Genomic DNA, 17,720 nt, shown 5'->3' on the forward strand with positions numbered 1-17,720 from the left:
GTGGTGGGTGGCGTGGTGGGTGGCGTGATCGGCGGCGTGGTGGGCGGTCAGCTGGGTGGAACGGGCACGGACGTGCTGGCGTTCGGCCAGGGCATGACGCGTCCCGAGAAGATCGCGGGTCCGGAAGTGTCCTATACGCGTGAGGCCCTCGAGGCGCGCGTGCAGGGCCTGATGATCGTGAAGTGCGTGATCACGACCGAGGGAAAGGTCGAGCGCTGCCGCACGATCAAGCCGCTCCCTCACATGGAGCAGGCCGTGATGGACGTGCTCACCGCCTCACGCTACAAGCCGGTCACGTTCCAGGGCAGGCCGGTCGAAGTGCAGTACACGTTCAACTTCAACCTGAAGCTGCCGCGCTGATCCAAAGCAGGCAGCCCCGCTTGAGCAGTCCGCCGAACATCACCTCGCGCTCGTGAGGAGGAGCGCTCCACAGCCATGCAATTTACCCTGCTTGATATCTGGCACCACACGGGCCTCTTCGCCCGCATGATCATCTTCACCCTCGCCATCATGTCGGTGGCGTCGCTGGTCGTCATGGCGGAGCGGGTCATCGTCTTCCGCAAGACCCGCTCGGACAGCCGCAACTTCGCCGCCAAGATGGGCGCGATCCTCGCGAAGGGCGACCTGACCACCGCGGCGAACACCAACCTGGGCAAGGACGTGGGCCACCTGGGCCGCGTGATCAACTCCGGCCTGACGGCGTACCGGATCACCCCTGGGAACAAGGACCTGGCGGTGGAGTCCGTGGCCCGCGCGCTGGAGCGCCAGGCGCAGCGCGAGGTGCAGAGCCTCAAGCGTGGCCTGGGCCTGCTGGCCACGGTCGGCTCCACGGCGCCGTTCGTCGGTCTGCTGGGCACCACGATGGGTATCGTGAACGCCTTCCAGCTGATGGCGGCGGCGGGCTCCGGCGGTCTGGCGACGATCTCCGCCGGTATCTCCGAGGCGCTCATCACCACGGCGTTCGGTCTGCTCGTGGCGATCCCCGCGGTCATGGCCTACAACTTCCTGCAGGGCTGGGTGGATGCCCGCTCCGTGGACATCTCCGAGTCCTCCAACGAGTTCCTGGACGTGGTGGCCCGGCACGTGGGCGGCGGTTCGTCGCACGCGGCCTAGTCGTAGCCCCACCCTGGGACGTCCCCACCCATGAGGGCGGTCCGGCTGAGAAGCCGCGCTGCCCCAGGGTGGGCGTTCCTTCCCGGATACAGGTGCACGCATGGGAATGTCAGCAGGCCCCAAAGGGGGCATCAAGAGCGAGATCAACGTCACGCCGTTGGTGGACGTGGTGCTGGTGCTCCTCATCATCTTCATGGTCGTGACGCCCATGCTCCAGCGCGGCAAGTCCGTGGAGCTGCCCAAGGCCACGGAGATTGAAAAAGAAGGCAAGACGGACGCCGATCCGCTGATCCTCTCCATCACCCCGGACAAGAAGATGTTCGTGGAGAACGATGAGGTCGACGAGAAGGGTCTCCAGGAGAAGATCGCCGCGGAGCTGGTGAAGGATCCAGGCAAGAAGATCCTCCTGAAGGGCGACAACGCCCTGAACGTGGGCGACGTGCGCAAGGTGCTGGACACGGCCCGCAAGGCGAAGGCGAAGCAGATCGCCCTGGGTGTGGAGGAGAAGAAGTAATGTCCCGAGGACACAAGCAGCGTCAGTGGGTCAAGCCCGCGTCCGCGCCGAACTCGGAGATCAACGTCACGCCCCTGGTGGACGTGGTGCTGGTGCTCCTCATCATCTTCATGGTGGTGACGCCCCTCCTGGAGAAGGACATCCTCGTCCGCGTCCCGGAGACGGAGGTGGAGGAGAACCAGCCGCCGCCGGAGCCCGATGATCAGCAGATCGTCGTGCAGGTGGACAAGAGCGGCGCCTACTCCATCAACACGGAGCAGATCCCCGCTTCGGACTACATCGCCCGCCTCAAGCGGATGCTGAACGCCAAGAAGCCGGACGAGAAGGTCGTCTTCTTCATGGCGGATGACGCGGCGAACTACGGCAAGCTCGTGGTGGCGCTGGATGGCGCCCGTGCCGCGGGAGCGAAGATCCTGGGCATGGCCACCGAGCTTCCCCAGAACGCGGTCATCCAGGGCACGCTGAACTCGCCGGACGGTGCACCGCCCGCGCCCCCTGCCCCGCCGACTCCCTGATCCACTTCTTCCGTCAGGGCTGACGCGCGGACACGCCGTCACCGATTCCATCCGAAGCCCGCTGGCGTTCCGACGCCAGCGGGCTTCTTCTTTTCAGGCCCCCATGTCCCCGCGCGGGACCCGACGTCTGCCGCGTGGGATGGCCGCGGATGGCCGCCTGTGAGGGCAGCGCGCCGGTACGGGCATTGCTCTCCCCTCCTCCCGTACGGGTTGGAAGGGGGAGACGATGCTGGCGAGGGTGCGGTCGGGTGCATTGATGGGCATCGACGCGGTGGTGGTGGAGTGCGAGGTCGACATGGCCCTCGGGCTGCCCTACTTCAACGTCGTGGGGCTGCCGGAGGGAGCAGCCCGGGAGTCGAAGGTCCGGGTGGTCTCCGCGCTGAAGAACGCGGGCTTCGACCTTCCGCAGAAGCGGATCACGGTCAACCTGGCGCCTGCGGAGATCCGCAAGGAAGGGGCGGCCTTCGAGCTGCCCATCGCGTTGGGCGTCCTCGCGGCGGCGCGGTTGATGGAGGAAGAACCGCTGGAGCGGTACCTCTTTGGCGGAGAGCTGTCGTTGGATGGCTCCATCAAGGCCATCAAAGGGGTGCTTCCGCTGGCCGTGGCTGCCCGGAATGGCGGCTTCCAGGGCGTCATGGTGCCGGCAGCCAACGCGGCGGAGGCGGCTCTGGTGGAGGGCATCCAGGTGCTGTCCGTGGCCCACCTGAAGGAGGCCGTGGGGCACCTCACCGGCAAGGCCCCGCTGACGCCGCTGACGCGCACGGGGACCTCGGTGAGCGGTACTCGCACCGCTACCGCGGACATGGCCGATGTGCGGGGGCAGCCGGAGCTGAAGCTGGCTTTGGAGCTGGCGGCGGCGGGTGGCCACAACATCCTGATGGCCGGGCCTCCAGGGTCGGGCAAGACGATGTTGGCGCGACGGCTGCCAGGCATCCTGCCCGAGCTGTCCTTCGACGAGGCGCTGGAGGTCACGAAGGTCTACTCCATCCAGGGGCTGCTGGGAGACGAGCAGGCGTTGATCCGCGAGCGTCCGTTTCGCGCGCCCCACCACACGCTGTCCGATGCGGGACTCGTGGGAGGTGGCCCCATGGCCCGTCCCGGCGAGCTGTCCCTGGCCCATCACGGCGTGCTGTTCCTCGATGAGCTACCGGAGTTCCGCAAGAACGTGCTGGAGGTGCTGCGCCAGCCTCTGGAGGAAGGCGCCATCCACCTGGCGCGGGCCACCCAGCACATCACCTATCCCTGCCGGGTCATGTTGGTGGCGGCGATGAACCCCTGCCCGTGCGGCTACTTCAACGTCCCCGGGCACACGTGCACCTGCCTCGAGCACCGCATCTTCGGCTACCACTCGCGCATCAGCGGGCCGCTGCTGGACCGCATCGACATCACCGTGCAGACACGGCCGGTGGAGTACCACCATCTCGCCGAGAAGAGTCAGGAACTGCCCAGCCAGTACTACCGGCAGCGAGTCGAGGCCGCGCGCGAACGGCAGCGCGCCCGATTCCACGAGATGCCAGGGGTGCACTGCAATGCCCAGATGCCTTCGCATCTGCTGCGCCGCTACTGCGTAATGTCACCGCCCGCGGAGAAGGCGCTCAAGGACGCGGTCACTCATTTCGGTCTGTCCGCTCGGGCGCATGACCGCATCCTCAAGCTCGCGCTGACGCGCGCGGACCTGGAGGGACACGGACGTATCGAGGACGTGGACATGCGGCTCGCTGTCGATTGCCGGATGCTGGACCGCCGGGGCTGGCTCCACGCCAATACCCGGGGCGCGGTGAATGCGTTACCCCGCACCTCTACTGTCAGGCACCAGGCTTCCGAGAACGGCGGGAGCCGGGGGTTCTCCGTCGGCGACGGCTGACTTTGCACTCGGGAGCAGCGGCTGCACGCTCCGCTCCTCCAGACGGGGAGCGGGGCCGGTGATGATGCGCGCGGACCTGCCGAAGGTCAGGTACGCGTACGCCCAGTTGAGCAACACGGCCAGCTTGCTTCGGAAGCCAATGAGGAAGGTGATGTGGATGAAGAGCCAGGCCAACCAGGCGACGAAGCCGGATTGCTTCACGCGGCGGAAGGCCACGCCCACTGCATGGCCTCTGCCGATGACCGCGTAGGTTCCCCGGTCCCAGTAGCGGAAGGGCTGCATGGGCTGGCCCGCGAGCTGGCGGCGGAGGTTGAGCACCGCGTGCTTGCCCTCCTGCATCGCCGCGGGCGCCACTCCCGGGACCGCGCTTCCGTCCTCCTGATTCACGAGCGCCAGGTCCCCGACGACGAAGATGTCGGGATGCCCGGGCACGGTGAGCTCGGGCGTCACCTGGACGCGCCCCGCCCTGTCCAGCGTCACGCCGAGCGAACGGGCCACGGGCGAGGCCTCCACCCCCGCGGCCCAGAGCACCGTGCGGGCCGCCAGATGTTCAGGCCCCATGTCCACGCCCACGGCGTCGATGTTCGTGACCTGGGTGCCCGTACGGACCTCGACGCCGAGCCCCTCCAGCACCCGGCGGGCCTCCGCCGAGAGGTTCTCGGGATAGGTGGGGAGCACGCGGTCCATTCCCTCGATGAGGATGACGCGCGCATCCCGAGGGTCGATGTTCTGGAAGTCACCCGACAATGAATTGCGGCTGATCTCCGCCAGCGCCCCCGCCAGCTCCACGCCCGTGGGACCCGCGCCAATGATGGCGAAGGTGAGCAGCGCGCGGCGGCGCTCTGGGTCCGGTTCGCGCTCGGCCTGCTCGAAGGCGAGCAACACGCGGCGGCGGATCTCCAGCGCGTCCTCGACGGTCTTCAATCCCATCGAGTGTCGCGACCAGGCGTCATTGCCGAAGTACGAGTGCGTCGCTCCGGTGGCGACGATGAGGAAGTCGTACGCCAGCTCACCGTCCGCCAGGAGGACGTGCTTGCGCGCGGTGTCCACGCCAGTGACTTCCGCGAGCAGCACCTGGACGTGATTGCGTCCGAGCATCGCTCGCAGTGGCGCGGCGATGTCGCTGGGACTCAGTGTCGCCGTGGCCACCTGGTACAGCAGGGGCTGGAAGAGGTGGTGGTTGTGACGGTCCACCATCGTGACGCGAACCCCTGCCTTTCGCAGGTACCGGGCCGCGTAGAGGCCGCCGAAGCCGCCTCCCAGGATGACCACATGGGGAAGGTTCTCACGGGTCGTATTCACGAGAGGAGATGTCACGGCGACGCGCCAGGGTTTCAACGCAAAGCCTTCCATCCCATCAAGGCGGACTGTCACGTCCCCTCGTGTCTGCTTATGCGGAGGTGCCCGCACCTTTGCGCCTTCTCAGCGCATGGGAGACAGGCACGCCGCTCCGCCAGTTCGGACGGCTCCGGCGAACCTGGACGCCCTTGCAGGCCCTTCCGCCTGGAAGCCCGCGCGGCATGAGCGTTGCTCTGCCCAGCGCCGAGGCATCCAGCCCGCAGGGCGGCGAGGGAGGCAGACGAGATGAGCAGGCTGACGGAGAAGTTGAAGGCAGTGGCGGCGGCGGTGGCGTCCATCGAAAAGCAGTTCGGCCGAGGCGCGGTGATGACGCTCGGCGCGGACGCACCGGAGCAGAAGGTGGCGGTCATTCCCACGGGCTCGGTGGGGTTGGACCGGGCGCTGGGCGTGGGGGGCTATCCGCGAGGGCGCGTGGTGGAGCTGTTCGGCAATGAGTCCTCCGGCAAGACGACCCTCACCCTGCATGCCATCGCGCAGGTGCAGTCCGTGGGGGGCATCGCGGCCTTCATCGACGCGGAGCACGCGCTGGACCTGTCCTACGCGCGCAAGCTGGGGGTGCGTACGGAGGAACTGCTCGTGGCGCAGCCGGACACCGGGGAGCAGGCGCTCGAAATCACCGAGCAGCTCGTGCGCTCGGGCGCCGTGGACCTCATCGTGGTGGATTCGGTGGCGGCGCTGGTCCCCCGTGCGGAAATCGAAGGGGAGATGGGCGACGCGCACATGGGCGTCCAGGCGCGGCTGATGAGTCAGGCGCTGCGGAAGCTCACGGGCGCGGTGAGCCGCTCCGGCACCTGCATCATCTTCATCAACCAGATCCGCATGAAGATTGGCGTGATGTTCGGCAACCCGGAGACGACGACGGGCGGCAACGCCCTGAAGTTCTATTCGTCGGTGCGGATGGAGATCCGCCGCACGGGCAACCTCAAGGATGGCGACGCGGTGGTGGGCTCACGGGCCCGCGTGAAGGTGGTGAAGAACAAGCTGGCGCCCCCGTTCCAGGAGGCGGAGTTCGACGTGCTCTACGGCACGGGCATCCACCGCGCCGCCGAGGTGCTGGACCTGGCCGTGAGCGCGGGCGTGGTGGAGAAGTCGGGCAGCCACTTCAGCCTGCGGGGTGAACGCATCGGCCAGGGCCGCGAGCGGGCGTGCGAGTGGCTGCGCGAGCACCCGGATGTCCTGGAGGCCCTTGCTCGCGACCTGGTGGGAGCGACCGCGCCCTCCGTGCCGTCCGCGGACTCCGCGGCGGCCTAGGTCGCGGCCTGGAGTGCATCCAGCGAGAGGGGGAGCTCCCAGTGGCGTTGGCCCGCGCGCAGCACCAGTCGCCCTTCGGGGCTCTCTTCCAGCATCTCGCCGAACTGGTACTGCGCATCACGAGAGAAGCGGGCCTTCGCCCTGCCCTGCTTCACGCGGCAGGTGAGGACTCCGTCCGGCGTGAGCTGGAGCGACCCCAGGTCCAGGGCTTCGGCCGTCCGGTCGCTCAGACGCAGGGACACACGCTCATCCGAGGTGACGTCCACGGTGCGGACCTCGTAGGCCGCGTCCTCCACCTGGACGTAGCACCAGTCCGGGGCGATGCGGAGCTGGTAGCGCCCGTCGTCATCCAGGACCAGCGAGGCGTTGAAGAGTTCGATGATCTTCGGGTGCTCGATGGGCTCGTCGTCGTGCCACCAGCGCAACGCCGCATCCAGACGGATGCCGCTGTCCTCACGGGTGTGCCAACGCTTGCCTGGAGGGGGCTGGCCAGTGGGAGGTTGCATGTCGCCCTTGAGGTGCGGGTGAGGTCCGGCGGATTCAAGCCGCCGGAGCCTGGAGGCCTACCAGTTCCGCACGAACTCCGTGTAGCCACGAAAGGCCACGGCGCCCCAGAAGTTCACCAGCACGCCAAGCGCCAGCACGGCGATCACCGCGCGGTTGCGCAGCGACCATCCTCCAATGGCGAAGAGCAACAGCAGATAAGGCGTGTAGTCCAGGCTGAACCGGAAGCCGAACTGCATGTAACCGGTGTTCTGGTAGAAGAGCCCCGGCAGCGCGCACACCGCCACGGTCAGCCACAGGGACCAGTGCAGACGGGGACGCGTGCGGGGGACCAGCAGGAACACCAGCAGGGGCAGCGTGAGCAGCAGCGTCAGCCCATGCGGGTCGTACGACAGCCGCGGCGGAGACAGCGACACCTGGGGCAGCTTGAGGAACGCGGCCTGGAGGTTGCGCGACAGGTACTCGATGTTGAAGAGCCCGAAGCGGTCGATGTCTACGTTCACCCGGTTGTTGAAGAGGTACGAGTGACCGAACTCGCCGGGCTTGCCGAAGCGGTAGACGTTGTACGCGGCCGCGAGCGCGGCGAGGGGCGCGGCCCCCGCGCCGAAGAGGGCGAGCTTGCGGAGGGCGGGCTTCCACGCGGTCGGCAGGGCCTTCAGTTGGGCCAGCCGGTCCGGCCCGGGGCAGAGCGCCTCCAGGACGAAGAAGAGGCCCGCGAACACCAGCGGCGTGCGGGTGAGCACGGCCATGGAGAAGAAGAGCCCCGCGAGCACGGGACGCCGCGCCTTGACGGCGTTGCGCACGTACAGACACGTGAGCGCCACGCCCATCACCTGCGCGCCAAACCAGACCTCGCCCCGGATGGCGCAGTAGAAGAACAGCGTGCCGAAGGCGAGCACCAGCGACAACACCACGTTGTCGTCGCGGTTGCGCTCCGTCTCCCCTTCCTGCGCGAGGAAGCGCAGCAGCGAATAGAAGAGCGCCACCGCGAGCGCGCCCACGAAGACGCCGAAGGACGTGTCGTTGAACTTGTAGCCGTGCAGCGCGACGAAGGGGAGCATCACGACCGCGGGGAAGGACGGGAAGCTGACGAACCAACGGTCATCGCGGAGCGGGCGTCCCTCGCACCGCACCTTCTGTCCGTCCACCAGCCGCACGCAGGCCCAGTCCTCCAGGTTGGGCAACACCTGCGGATCCACGTCGAGCCGTCCCTCCAGCCAGGACTGCGCCTGGTAGATGAAGTGCGGCGCGGCGCTCTGCCGGAGGAAGCGCTGCGAGCTGAAGCTGGACAGCACCGCGAACGCGACGAGGAACAGCACCACCTCCACCCGGTAGGCGGACAGCCACAGGCGCACCGCGCTCCGCACCGGATGCACTCCTGCTCCGGCCGGCGACGTGGGGGGGCTGGTGGATTCCGTCGCCGCCGCGGGGCTGGCGAGCGGCGCGGAGGACTCGGGCGTGGCCGAGACGGGTTCGCCCGCGGTGGCGGGGCCCGGGGGCGCCGTGGACGGCGCTTCCGGGTCGGAAGGACGGGGACGCTTTGATTTGGAGCGACTCATGGCGACACGGGGGCGGCGAGCAGGTGCAACCTCAACATTTCCAGCACGTGGGATGCGGCGAACAAGCGGACCCGGTCCCGGTCACCCGCGAGCGAGATCCGCTCGCAGCGGGGCTCCATTCCAGGGCCGGACAGGCCGCAGTACACGGTGCCCACGGGGTCCTCGGGCGTGCCTCCGCCCGGGCCTGCGTAGCCCGTGACGGACAGGCCGAACGTGGCGCCGCAGGCGGCGCGGACTCCCTCCGCCATGGCGAGCGCCGTCTGGGACGACACGGCGCTGTGCTTCGCGAGGATGTCCGGGGGGACGCCCACCCAGGCGGACTTCATCTTCTCCGAGTAGGCGACCGCCCCGCCGATGAAGACCTGGCTGGAGCCCGGCACGGCCGTGAGTTCCTGCGCGACGAGGCCGCCCGTGCAGCTCTCCGCCACCGCCAGCGTGTGACCGCCGCGCGCCAGCATGTCGAGGAGCACGGGTGCGTATTCGCTGCCATCCGCGCCGTAGACGTGCGTGCCCAGCACCTGCCGGCATGCGGCCTCCGCGGCCGCGAGCGCGGCGTCAGCCTCCGCCTGCGTGGGGGCCTCCGCCATCAGCTTCAGGTGGTTCTCCGGTGCGTGCGTCCGGAAGCCGAACACCACCCTGGGGTGGCTGGGGGCCAGGGGCATCACCCGCTCGTTCAGCACGGACTCAGGCAGGCGCACGGTTCGCAGCAGGCGAAAGGCCCGGAACGTGCGACCCGATTCGGCGGCGAGCCAGGTCCGCACGCGCGGCAACACCTCTCCGTCCACCAGGGCGCGGTACTCTCGCGGAACGCCTGGCAGGAAGAACAGGTGGGCGCGGCCCAACTGCTGGATGACCAGTGGCGCCGAGCCCTGGGGATTGCGCATCGGCTCGGTGCCCGTGGGGATGCGCGCCATGCGCAGGGCGCCCGGATTCATCGTCATGCCCCGTGCGGCGTAGCGCTCCTTCAGCCAGCCGAGCACTCGCGCGTCCTCTTCCATGGACACGCCCGCGGCGGCGGCGGCGCACTCCAGCGTGAAGTCGTCCGCCGTGGGCCCAAGGCCTCCGGAGACGATGACCACGTCCGCGCGCGCCGAGGCTTCCAGCAACGCGCCCGTGATGTCCGGACGCACGTCGCCCACTACCGTCACCCGTGCGACCTTCACACCCAGGTCGAAGAGGCGGGCTTCCAGGTACGTGCTGTTGGTGTCCGTGATGAGGCCGGTGACGAGCTCGTCACCGGTGCACAGCAGCTCGACGCGCATGGGCCGGGCATCCTAGCGGCCGACACGGCCCGCGTCCCGCGCTTGACTGCTCAGAGGAACGCGGGACCGTCGTCCGTGGCGTTGGCCTCGGAGTCCTCGTCGTCGTCCTCGTCGAGCCCGGCCGCCACCGCCACCGCCGCGACGGCGCCGACCTTGCGGGACGCCAGCCGGCTGCGCACGGAGACCGCGGACTCCACCAGCCCCATGACCAGGTACGCGGCGAAGTACGTCACCAGCACCCAGGCCGGGTGGAACTGCTGGGCGATGAACGCGCCCGTGAGCGCCATGACCATGAAGACGAGCGCCGTCTTGCGGCTGGGACGCGCGTCCTTGAAGGTGCGGTAGCGCACCGTGGACACCATCAGCAGCGACAGGGCGCCCACCGCCACCGCCACTGGCAGTCGCGCGCCGTCACCGAGCGCCTCGCCCTGGCTGGCCACGTGGTGGGAGATGATGAGGGAGACGAGCACGCCAGCCGCCAGCGGGATGGGAAGCCCCACGAAGAAGCCGCCGCCACCGCCGTGCGGGTTGCGCATGGCGAGCACGTTGAAGCGCGCCAGCCTCATGGCGCCGCAGGCCATGAACGCGAAGGAGATGAACAGGCCCCAGAAGCCCATGGGGGCCAACGCCCACTTGTAGACGAGGAGCGCCGGCGCCGCGCCAAAGGACATGACGTCCGCGAGGCTGTCGAGTTGCATGCCGAAGTCGCTCTGCGTCTTCGTCAGGCGGGCCACCCGTCCGTCGAACCCGTCGAAGAACATGGCGAAGAGGATGGCCAGGGCCGCCTGGTACAGCTGCACCGGTTCTGCCTCACCCGAACACAGGGTGATGGCGTAGAAGCCACAGAAGATGGAAGTGACGGTGAAGAGGTTCGGGAGCACGAACATCAGTTTCCGCAGCTTCATCGTTCCCTCGACTTCCCCAGGTGGTCGGCTGCCCATGCGGCAGAAACGGCGAGGGAACGGACCTTAGCAGGGTTTTATTCGCGCCGGAGTCAGTCCCGGGTCGCATGGGAGGAGAAATGCCGTACGGGCAGTGGGCCCTGTGGGGATTGACCGCGGCGGCCGTCCTGCTGCTGGTGAATGTGGTGTGGGTCCTGCTCGTCAGGCGGTGGTACCGCCTCAAGGGGCCCCTTCCCGAGATGCTGCGCGTGAAGTGCGCGGATGGGTGGGAGTTGACCGTGCACGCCCGGCGGGCCCCGGTGCGCCGCTTCGCCGAGCCCGTCCTGCTGTGCCACGGGCTGGCGGCCAACCGCTTCACCTTCGACTTCGAGCCGCCCTACTCCGTGGCCCACTACCTCACCGAGGCAGGCTTCGACTGCTTCAGCGTGGAGTGGCGCGGCACCGGGCACTCGCAACGTCCGCCCAGGGGCCGGCGGCCCACGGACTTCACCGTGGACGACCACATCAACCACGACGGGCCGGCCCTGCTGGAGCTGGCACTGAAGGAGACCGGCGCGAAGCAGGCCTTCTGGCTGGGTCACTCGCTGGGCGGCCTGGTGGGGTACGGCGTGGCGCAGGGGCCTGATGGCGGGAAGCTGGCGGGTCTGCTCGAGTTGGGCGCGCCGGTGTATCTCCAGTCGGAGCCGTTCCTGCGGACGCTCATCTCGCTGGGCGTGCGCGCGGCGTGGCCCGGGAGCATCCGTCAGTCGTGGGTGAGCGCCAGCATGGCGCCCTTCCTGGGCTACCTTGCACTGCCCCTGTCGGACATCGTCGTGAACCCTCGACATGTTCCGCCGCGCGTCCTGAGGCAGCTGTCCGTCAACATGATGGCGGCGATGAGCCGCAAGGTGCTGCTGCAGTTCCAGGACTGGATCTCCCACGACGCGTTCCGGTCCTACGACCGCAAGACGGATTGGCGCGCGGGCATCGCGAAGCTCCAGTTGCCCGTGCTGGTGATGGGCGGCAGCGCGGACCGCCTGGCCACCTCGGCCAACGTGGAGGCGCAGTACGCGCTGCTCACGTCACCGGATCGCGCGCTGCATGTCTTTGGCCGGGACCGCGGGGACAAGATGGACTACGGCCACGGCGACCTCATCTTCGGCACCGGCGCGCCCATGGAGGTCTACCCCGTCATTCGCGCGTGGATCGAACAGCGCGCCACGCCCCTGCCCCCCACGTCCGCTCCCGCTCAGGGCTGAGGCGAGCGGGCGTCGAGCTGGACGCAGGGAGAGCGCAGTCCTCGCCTGGTGCTCGCGTCGACGCGGCGGAGCTGGACGCGTGTCTGGCCCTCGCAGTCGGTGGAGACCAGTTCGCCACTCGCGTCCTTCGCGGTGAGGTCCTCCACCTGCAACTGGCCTTCTTCGATGGCCACCAGGATGGAGCCCGGCGTGTCGCGCACGTCGACGTTCCGGGACTCCAGGGTGGCCTTCGTATCCACCGCCAACGCGGCCAGGCCACAGCCCGAGAGCCGGGCGTTGCGGAGCGTCGCTCGGGCCCGCTGCGTCGCCAGCACGCAGGTGCCCTTCGCGCCCTCGACGGTCACGGTGTCGACGTCCGCTTCCACCTGGCGCAGGTGGAGCCCGTCTCCCGTGATGCCATCCGCGGTGCTCACGCCCTTGATGACGCCATCCCGCAGGCGCACGCGGCCCTGCAGCGCCACCACGCCGTATTCGCGTGAGCCCTCCAGGCGGAAGCGCCGCACCTCCAGGTCCGAGGCGGTGAGCTGGAGCGCCCCGTGGTTGCCCGCGTCCTTCACGGTCACGTCCTCCAGCAGGCCGTTCGTCGCGGTGAGGCCCATTCCCGCGCGCGTGGCGTGCTCCGAACTGAAGCCCCGCACCGACAGCCGGGCCTGGTTGGCCGTCACGCCGTACTCGTGGCCCTGGACCCGGACGTCCACCAGCGTCAGCGCGCCCTCCACCGTGGAGAACGCCGTGCCCGTGCCGCCCGAAACCCGCGCCCGTTCGACCTCCGCCACGCCGCCCTCCTGGCTCAGCGCCGTCCGGGGGCCCTGGAAGTCCACCCCCTCCAGGCGCACCGTGGCCCCACCCCGGGCCCGAACCGCGCGGTCGTAGGCCCCCGTGAACGCACTGTCCCTGAGGATCAGGGACGGCGCGGAAGCCCCTGCGGTTCCTGCCTCCACGAGCACGCCCACCGCGGTCGGCGCCAGGCTGCTCGCCCCGGCCTCGAAGCGCAGCCCCCTGCCCTCCAGAGGACCCGCGCCCAGCCGGATGGCGCCCCGGGTCTGATTGCGGAAGGTCACGGTGCGGACATTCACGGGCCCCCGGGCCTCCAGACCCCAGCCTCCTCCCTCGATCACCAGGGACTCCAGGGCGGTGTCCCCTGGCGCCTCGACCACGGGGGTGCCGGGGCCCGCCGCCAGGATCGTGGAAGGGCCCTCCCCCGTGAGCCGGGTGCCCTCCGGCAGCCGGAAGGGGCCTTCATAGCGGCCGGAAGCCAGGTGCACGTGCTTCGGGCCGGGGCGGGCCAGGGCTTCGATCAGCGAGCGCAGGGGGCGCTCCCGGGTGCCGTCGCCGCCCGAGGCCGCCCCGTCCACCCACAGCTCGCCCGTCGCCTGGGGCCGTGGGGACAGCCGCGAGCAGGCGCACATCAGGACGAGGAGCCATGGAAGCAGTCGGGTGGGCACGCGGGCAGGCACTCTAGCCCCCTGATGGCACCCTGCTGGAGCTGGATCAGCGGCGACTGCTAAGTGATCGATTTTCCAATGCCTTTCACGCAAAAGCGATCACCAGGCGATCACTTCTCCTGATGTGGAAAGCAGGAGTGTGAGGATGTATCAAAAGATGCGATCCTCCCGACTCTCTACAGGGTGTATTTTCAGAGGCCAGTTTTCATCCGGAGGCCGATTTTCCGGCCCGGGAACGGGTGGCGCATTGACAGTCGAAAGCTCGATTTGTTACCTCCGCCATCCGCTCGATCAACGCCAGACAACGCAAGAGGGAGGGGTGTCATGACCAAGGCAGAGCTCGTGGAGGTGGTGGCTGCGCAGTCGAAGCTCACGAAGAAGCAGGCCGCCCAGATCCTCGACAGCGTCTTCACCAACATCGGCAAGGCGGTGAAGAAGGACACCCGATTCAGCTACCCCGGGTTCGGCACGTGGTCGCTGCGTTCGCGCAAGGCGCGGAAGATTCGCAACCCGCAGACCAACGAGATGATGAAGCTCAAGGCGTCGAAGACGGTCGGTTTCCGTCCCGCGAAGGAGCTGAAGAACTCGCTGTAGTCGCAGGGCCGTTGTGAAGGCCCGTCCCCCTCAGGGGCGCGAACCCGCGGCCGGGTGGCGCCCCTGGGACGTGAGGACGGGGGACTCCGTGGGCATGCGGGCCACGGGACGCTCTTCGGACGCGTCCGGGGCCGCCTCGGGGGCGACGAGCGCCTCCAGCGGATCCAGTGAACTGCCGTCGTGCCAGAGCTCGAAGTGGACGTGGACGCCGGTCGCAAGGCCCGTGTCCCCCGCGAGCCCCACCACGTCGCTCCTCGCCAGCACCTCGCCGGTCGTCACCAGGACCTCGGACAGGTGGCTGTAGCGCGTCACCCACTGGCCGTCGTGCTGGACCTCCACCATCTTGCCGTGGTCGCCGTTCCACCCGGCGCGCAGGACGACGCCCCGGTCCGCGACGCCCACGGGCTGTCCCCGGCGGGCCGCCAGGTCCACACCCGAGTGGCGGCGCAGCTGGCCGGTGATGGGGTGCCAGCGGTCGCCGTAGAGGCTGGTGATGGTGACCGGCTCCACGGGCCAGGCGAGGCGCGGCGGGCCGGAGGGCTCCGGCGGCTGCTCCCAGCGGCGCAGCGTGGACGCGCGCACGATGAGGCGGCCCACGCGCACCACCACAGCCTCCGCGAGCGAGCCCGGCATGTCGCCATAGAGGCGCGCGTCCTGCTCCAGCTCCGCCTCCATCACGCCCCGGGCGCGCGTCAGGTCGCGGGTGTCGGTGTGCTCCACCGGCCGGGCCAGGAAGGCGTCCATGGCCGCGTTCATCGCCTCCCAGTTGCGCACCTGTGCGGCGGGCATGGCGCTGCCGCGCTGGACCTTCTCGCGGTAGGCCTGGGCCTGTTGCACGAACGCGGTAAGGGCTGCTTCCAGCTCCGTGGAGCGTTCGGGCGCCAGCGGCCCGCGGGCGCGCTCCGGTTCGTGGGGGAGGAAGGGCGTGCCGGAGCTGACGAAGCCGCTGTCGCCCGAGGTCGCGTACAGCTCCTCAAAGCTCATCTTCCCCGGCCGCGGCGTCGCGCAGGCGAAGAGGGCCAGCAGGGCAAGGACGGCGGGTCGGCGCACGGCGGGGTGAGCCTACCACCGCGCCGGGCCGTCCACCTGTTCCGGGCCGTGGATCATCCCCTGGCGCACAAGTGCGTGCGGTCCGCACCTGGCGCGTGGAGAGGGCTCGTCCCCGGGTGCCGGAGGACCGTCATTCCCCTGACAGCGGCGCCTGGCCACGGCGACCCGCACGAACCTGTCCGACAGTCGGACAGGTTTCGGGACACCGCGGCCGGCCCGCGAAGCCCGGTGCCGCCCGTGTCAGGCAGCGAGAGCCTGACGGATGCGCGCCAGGGCGTCGTCGATGTCCGCCGTGGACACGTCCAGGTGGCATACGAGGCGGATGGAGTGCGGACCCGTGGGGTTGGCGAGCACGCCCTGCTTCAGGAGCAGCGCGGAGGCCTCCGCCGCCGGACGCACCAGGTCCGCGAACACCATGTTCGTCTCCACCCTCGCCAGGTCCACCTTCACGCCCGGCACCTGGGCCAGGCCCTCCGCCAGCCGGCGCGCGTTGGCGTGGTCCTCGGCCAGGCGCTCCACGTGGTGCTCCAGCGCGTACAGCGCCGCCGCCGCGAGGATGCCCGCCTGCCGCATGCCGCCGCCCAGCCGCTTGCGCAGCCGCCGCGCCTCACGGATGACGTCCTTCTTGCCCGCGAGCGCCGAGCCCACCGGGGCGCCCAGGCCCTTGGAGAAGCACACCGACGTCGAGTCCGTCAGCGACGCCCACGCGGACGCGGGCTGGCCCGCCGCGACCTCCGCGTTGAACAGCCGCGCGCCGTCCAGGTGCACCGCGAGCCCGGCCTTGCGCCCCGCCTCCACCACCGCCTTGAAGCGCTCCACCGGCCACACCGTGCCGCCGCCGCGGTTGTGCGTGTTCTCCAGCGACAGCAGGCGCGTGCGCGGGTTGTGGATGTTGTCCTCACGCACCGCCGCCGTGACGGTCTCCGGCTTCAGCAAGCCGCGCTCGCCCGGCAGGGGACCCGGCTGCGCGCCCCACAGCGCCGGCACCGCGCCGCCTTCGTACTGGAGGATGTGGCTGCCCTCCTCCGTGAGCACCTCGTCGCCGGGACGGCAGTACGCGCCGATGGCGATTTGATTCGCCTGCGTGCCGGAGGGGACGAAGACGGCGGCCTCCAGCCCGAGCCGCTCGGCCACGCGCTCCTCCAGGCGGCGCACGGTGGGGTCCTCGCCGTAGACGTCGTCGCCCACCTCCGCGTCGGCGATGAGCCTGCGCATGGCGGGCGTGGGCTTCGTCACGGTGTCGGAGCGGAAGTCGATGGGCTTCATGGTTCTCCTCGCTGCGTGAAAAGGGATGCCCCGCCATGGCGCTTGGGCGGGGCCTCCCCGTGACATACAACGCCCGCGTGGCCCGGCGAGAGACAGTGGCGGAGAAGCGGCAGCGCGCGGTGTCGATCCTGGACGGTCTGGAGGCGGCCATGCCGGACGCCCGCATCGAGCTGGACTACCGCACGCCGCTGGAGCTGCTGGTCGCCGTCATCCTGTCCGCGCAGTGCACCGACAAGCGCGTCAACCTGGTGACCCCTGCCCTGTTCGCCCGCTTCCCGGATGCCCAGGCCTACGCGCGCGTCGAGCCCACCGACGTCGAGCCCTTCATCCGCACCTGCGGGCTGTACCGCGCGAAGGCGAAGAACATCGTCGCCACGGCGCGCACGCTCGTCGCCGAGCATGGCGGGCAGGTGCCGCTGGTGCGCGACACGCTGGCGGAGCTGCCGGGCGTGGGGCTGAAAACGGCGGGCGTGGTGTGCATCCACCTGGGCGGCGACGCGGCCTTCCCCGTGGACACGCACGTGAAGCGGCTGGCGTACCGGATGGGCTTCACCACCCACGAAGACCCGGACAAGGTGGAGAAGGACCTGCAGGCGCTGCTGCCTCGCGAGCGGTGGACGCTGGGGCATCAGCTGCTGGTGTGGCACGGGCGGCGCACGTGCTTCGCGCGCTCGCCCGATTGCGGCTCCTGCGTGGTGGCGGCGAAGTGCCCGAAGAAGGGCGTGCGCGCCACCGCGAAGGCTTAAGCGGACGCCGGAGCGCCCTGCTCGCGCGAGGCCTTGAGCTTCTTCATGCGCTTGCGGATGAACTCGCGCTTGAGCGTGGAGACGTGGTCCACGAAGACGGTGCCGTCCAGGTGGTCCGTCTCGTGCTGCACGGCGATGGCCAGCAGGCCGTCACAGCGCAGCGTCTGCTCCTGGCCTTCCTCGTCCAGGTAGCGCACCGTGGCGAAGGCGGCGCGGTCCACGTCCTCGGCTTCACCGGGGATGGAGAGGCAGCCTTCCGTGTAGGTCGTCTCCCCTTCGAGCGAGACGAACTCCGGGTTGATCATCGCCAGGGGCCTGGCGTCCGGCTGCTGCGACCGGGTGTCCAGGACGATGATGCGCTGGAGGATGCCCACCTGCGGGGCGGCGAGACCGACACCCTCGGCGTCGTACATGGTCTCGAACATGTCCTTGATGAGCGCGCGGACCTTGTCGTCCACCTTCGCCACCGGCTTGGCCTTCTGCTTCAGGATGGGGTCGGGCCAGATGAGAATCTCGCGAACCATGGAGGGGACTCTTA

The 17,720-nt window shown here is 69.5% G+C and carries 18 protein-coding genes; 9 read left to right on the forward strand and 9 right to left on the reverse strand.

Translation table 11 applies throughout. The features are described from left to right. The 5 genes from D7Y15_RS26665 to D7Y15_RS26685 all read left to right on the forward strand — a co-directional run. Window positions 1-360: energy transducer TonB (locus D7Y15_RS26665; RefSeq protein ID WP_147452026.1), on the forward strand; the 360-nt coding region annotated here is incomplete at its 5' end. A gap of 75 nt (window positions 361-435) precedes the next feature. Beyond that, window positions 436-1,113 carry a MotA/TolQ/ExbB proton channel family protein gene (locus D7Y15_RS26670; protein WP_120575935.1) on the forward strand — a complete coding sequence of 226 codons (678 nt, stop codon included), beginning with the start codon at window positions 436-438 and terminating at the stop codon, window positions 1,111-1,113. Between the two features lie 100 nt (window positions 1,114-1,213). Then, a complete protein-coding gene (locus D7Y15_RS26675; protein ID WP_014394198.1) occupies window positions 1,214-1,627 on the forward strand; it encodes a biopolymer transporter ExbD in 414 nt (137 codons plus the stop codon). Beyond that, complete coding sequence (locus D7Y15_RS26680) at window positions 1,627-2,142, forward strand: biopolymer transporter ExbD (protein WP_120575934.1); 516 nt, start codon at window positions 1,627-1,629, stop codon at window positions 2,140-2,142. The genes D7Y15_RS26675 and D7Y15_RS26680 overlap by 1 nt, the downstream gene beginning before the upstream one ends. Before the next feature lie 226 nt (window positions 2,143-2,368). Next, window positions 2,369-4,006: a YifB family Mg chelatase-like AAA ATPase gene (locus D7Y15_RS26685; RefSeq protein ID WP_120575933.1), complete on the forward strand. Its 1,638-nt coding sequence runs from the start codon at window positions 2,369-2,371 to the stop codon at window positions 4,004-4,006. Here D7Y15_RS26685 and D7Y15_RS26690 read toward each other — a convergent pair. Next, the gene (locus tag D7Y15_RS26690) at window positions 3,929-5,308 is read right to left on the reverse strand and encodes an NAD(P)/FAD-dependent oxidoreductase (RefSeq protein ID WP_121754337.1); all 1,380 of its coding nucleotides are present in this window, start codon (window positions 5,306-5,308) and stop codon (window positions 3,929-3,931) included. The genes D7Y15_RS26685 and D7Y15_RS26690 overlap by 78 nt on opposite strands. 282 nt (window positions 5,309-5,590) lie before the next feature. Here D7Y15_RS26690 and recA point away from each other — a divergent pair, with 282 nt between their 5' ends. Continuing rightward, on the forward strand, window positions 5,591-6,616 hold the full coding sequence (recA, locus tag D7Y15_RS26695) for a recombinase RecA (RefSeq protein ID WP_120575931.1): 1,026 nt from the start codon (window positions 5,591-5,593) through the stop codon (window positions 6,614-6,616). Here the strand turns inward: recA and D7Y15_RS26700 are convergent. From D7Y15_RS26700 to pssA, 4 genes are read right to left on the reverse strand one after another with little or no spacing between them, the layout of a single operon-like run. After that, a complete protein-coding gene (locus D7Y15_RS26700; protein WP_120575930.1) occupies window positions 6,613-7,122 on the reverse strand; it encodes a DUF1285 domain-containing protein in 510 nt (169 codons plus the stop codon). The genes recA and D7Y15_RS26700 overlap by 4 nt on opposite strands. A 57-nt stretch (window positions 7,123-7,179) precedes the next feature. Continuing rightward, on the reverse strand, window positions 7,180-8,679 hold the full coding sequence (locus tag D7Y15_RS26705; RefSeq protein WP_120575929.1) for a hypothetical protein: 1,500 nt from the start codon (window positions 8,677-8,679) through the stop codon (window positions 7,180-7,182). After that, window positions 8,676-9,941, reverse strand: coding sequence for a CinA family nicotinamide mononucleotide deamidase-related protein (locus D7Y15_RS26710; protein ID WP_120575928.1), 1,266 nt, complete (start codon window positions 9,939-9,941; stop codon window positions 8,676-8,678). The genes D7Y15_RS26705 and D7Y15_RS26710 overlap by 4 nt, the downstream gene beginning before the upstream one ends. A gap of 50 nt (window positions 9,942-9,991) precedes the next feature. Beyond that, a complete protein-coding gene (pssA, locus tag D7Y15_RS26715; RefSeq protein ID WP_120575927.1) occupies window positions 9,992-10,846 on the reverse strand; it encodes a CDP-diacylglycerol--serine O-phosphatidyltransferase in 855 nt (284 codons plus the stop codon). Window positions 10,847-10,962: 116 nt separating this feature from the next. On the opposite strand from pssA, the gene D7Y15_RS26720 reads away from it, so the two are divergent. After that, window positions 10,963-12,081, forward strand: a complete 1,119-nt coding sequence (locus D7Y15_RS26720) for an alpha/beta fold hydrolase (protein ID WP_120575926.1) — start codon at window positions 10,963-10,965, stop codon at window positions 12,079-12,081. Here the strand turns inward: D7Y15_RS26720 and D7Y15_RS26725 are convergent. Further along, window positions 12,072-13,526 carry a hypothetical protein gene (locus D7Y15_RS26725; RefSeq protein WP_121754338.1) on the reverse strand — a complete coding sequence of 485 codons (1,455 nt, stop codon included), beginning with the start codon at window positions 13,524-13,526 and terminating at the stop codon, window positions 12,072-12,074. The genes D7Y15_RS26720 and D7Y15_RS26725 overlap by 10 nt on opposite strands. Before the next feature lie 324 nt (window positions 13,527-13,850). Here D7Y15_RS26725 and D7Y15_RS26730 point away from each other — a divergent pair, with 324 nt between their 5' ends. After that, a complete protein-coding gene (locus tag D7Y15_RS26730; protein WP_014394187.1) occupies window positions 13,851-14,120 on the forward strand; it encodes an HU family DNA-binding protein in 270 nt (89 codons plus the stop codon). Between the two features lie 30 nt (window positions 14,121-14,150). Here D7Y15_RS26730 and D7Y15_RS26735 read toward each other — a convergent pair whose 3' ends face one another. After that, window positions 14,151-15,170, reverse strand: coding sequence for a M23 family metallopeptidase (locus D7Y15_RS26735; RefSeq protein ID WP_121754339.1), 1,020 nt, complete (start codon window positions 15,168-15,170; stop codon window positions 14,151-14,153). A 240-nt stretch (window positions 15,171-15,410) separates the two neighbouring features. Then, window positions 15,411-16,436, reverse strand: coding sequence for a low-specificity L-threonine aldolase (ltaE, locus tag D7Y15_RS26740; protein WP_121754340.1), 1,026 nt, complete (start codon window positions 16,434-16,436; stop codon window positions 15,411-15,413). Between the two features lie 35 nt (window positions 16,437-16,471). On the opposite strand from ltaE, the gene nth reads away from it, so the two are divergent. After that, window positions 16,472-17,182 (forward strand): endonuclease III, encoded by a 711-nt coding sequence (gene nth / locus D7Y15_RS26745; RefSeq protein WP_121754341.1) that lies wholly within the window; start codon window positions 16,472-16,474, stop codon window positions 17,180-17,182. On the opposite strand, the gene def is transcribed toward nth, so the two are convergent. Next, window positions 17,179-17,706, reverse strand: coding sequence for a peptide deformylase (def, locus tag D7Y15_RS26750; protein WP_120575921.1), 528 nt, complete (start codon window positions 17,704-17,706; stop codon window positions 17,179-17,181). The genes nth and def overlap by 4 nt on opposite strands. Window positions 17,707-17,720 lie beyond the last annotated feature (14 nt).

The organism is Corallococcus sp. AB030 (assembly GCF_003668965.1).
Lineage (GTDB): Bacteria > Myxococcota > Myxococcia > Myxococcales > Myxococcaceae > Corallococcus > Corallococcus exiguus.

Coding starts and splice junctions, on each gene's coding strand:
- D7Y15_RS26670 (WP_120575935.1), top strand. CDS start 436: ATGCAATTTACCCTGCTTGATATCTGGCACCACACGGGCCTCTTCGCC.
- D7Y15_RS26675 (WP_014394198.1), top strand. CDS start 1,214: ATGGGAATGTCAGCAGGCCCCAAAGGGGGCATCAAGAGCGAGATCAAC.
- D7Y15_RS26680 (WP_120575934.1), top strand. CDS start 1,627: ATGTCCCGAGGACACAAGCAGCGTCAGTGGGTCAAGCCCGCGTCCGCG.
- D7Y15_RS26685 (WP_120575933.1), top strand. CDS start 2,369: ATGCTGGCGAGGGTGCGGTCGGGTGCATTGATGGGCATCGACGCGGTG.
- recA (WP_120575931.1), top strand. CDS start 5,591: ATGAGCAGGCTGACGGAGAAGTTGAAGGCAGTGGCGGCGGCGGTGGCG.
- D7Y15_RS26700 (WP_120575930.1), bottom strand. CDS start 7,122: ATGCAACCTCCCACTGGCCAGCCCCCTCCAGGCAAGCGTTGGCACACC.
- D7Y15_RS26705 (WP_120575929.1), bottom strand. CDS start 8,679: ATGAGTCGCTCCAAATCAAAGCGTCCCCGTCCTTCCGACCCGGAAGCG.
- D7Y15_RS26710 (WP_120575928.1), bottom strand. CDS start 9,941: ATGCGCGTCGAGCTGCTGTGCACCGGTGACGAGCTCGTCACCGGCCTC.
- pssA (WP_120575927.1), bottom strand. CDS start 10,846: ATGAAGCTGCGGAAACTGATGTTCGTGCTCCCGAACCTCTTCACCGTC.
- D7Y15_RS26720 (WP_120575926.1), top strand. CDS start 10,963: ATGCCGTACGGGCAGTGGGCCCTGTGGGGATTGACCGCGGCGGCCGTC.
- D7Y15_RS26730 (WP_014394187.1), top strand. CDS start 13,851: ATGACCAAGGCAGAGCTCGTGGAGGTGGTGGCTGCGCAGTCGAAGCTC.
- ltaE (WP_121754340.1), bottom strand. CDS start 16,436: ATGAAGCCCATCGACTTCCGCTCCGACACCGTGACGAAGCCCACGCCC.
- nth (WP_121754341.1), top strand. CDS start 16,472: ATGGCGCTTGGGCGGGGCCTCCCCGTGACATACAACGCCCGCGTGGCC.
- def (WP_120575921.1), bottom strand. CDS start 17,706: ATGGTTCGCGAGATTCTCATCTGGCCCGACCCCATCCTGAAGCAGAAG.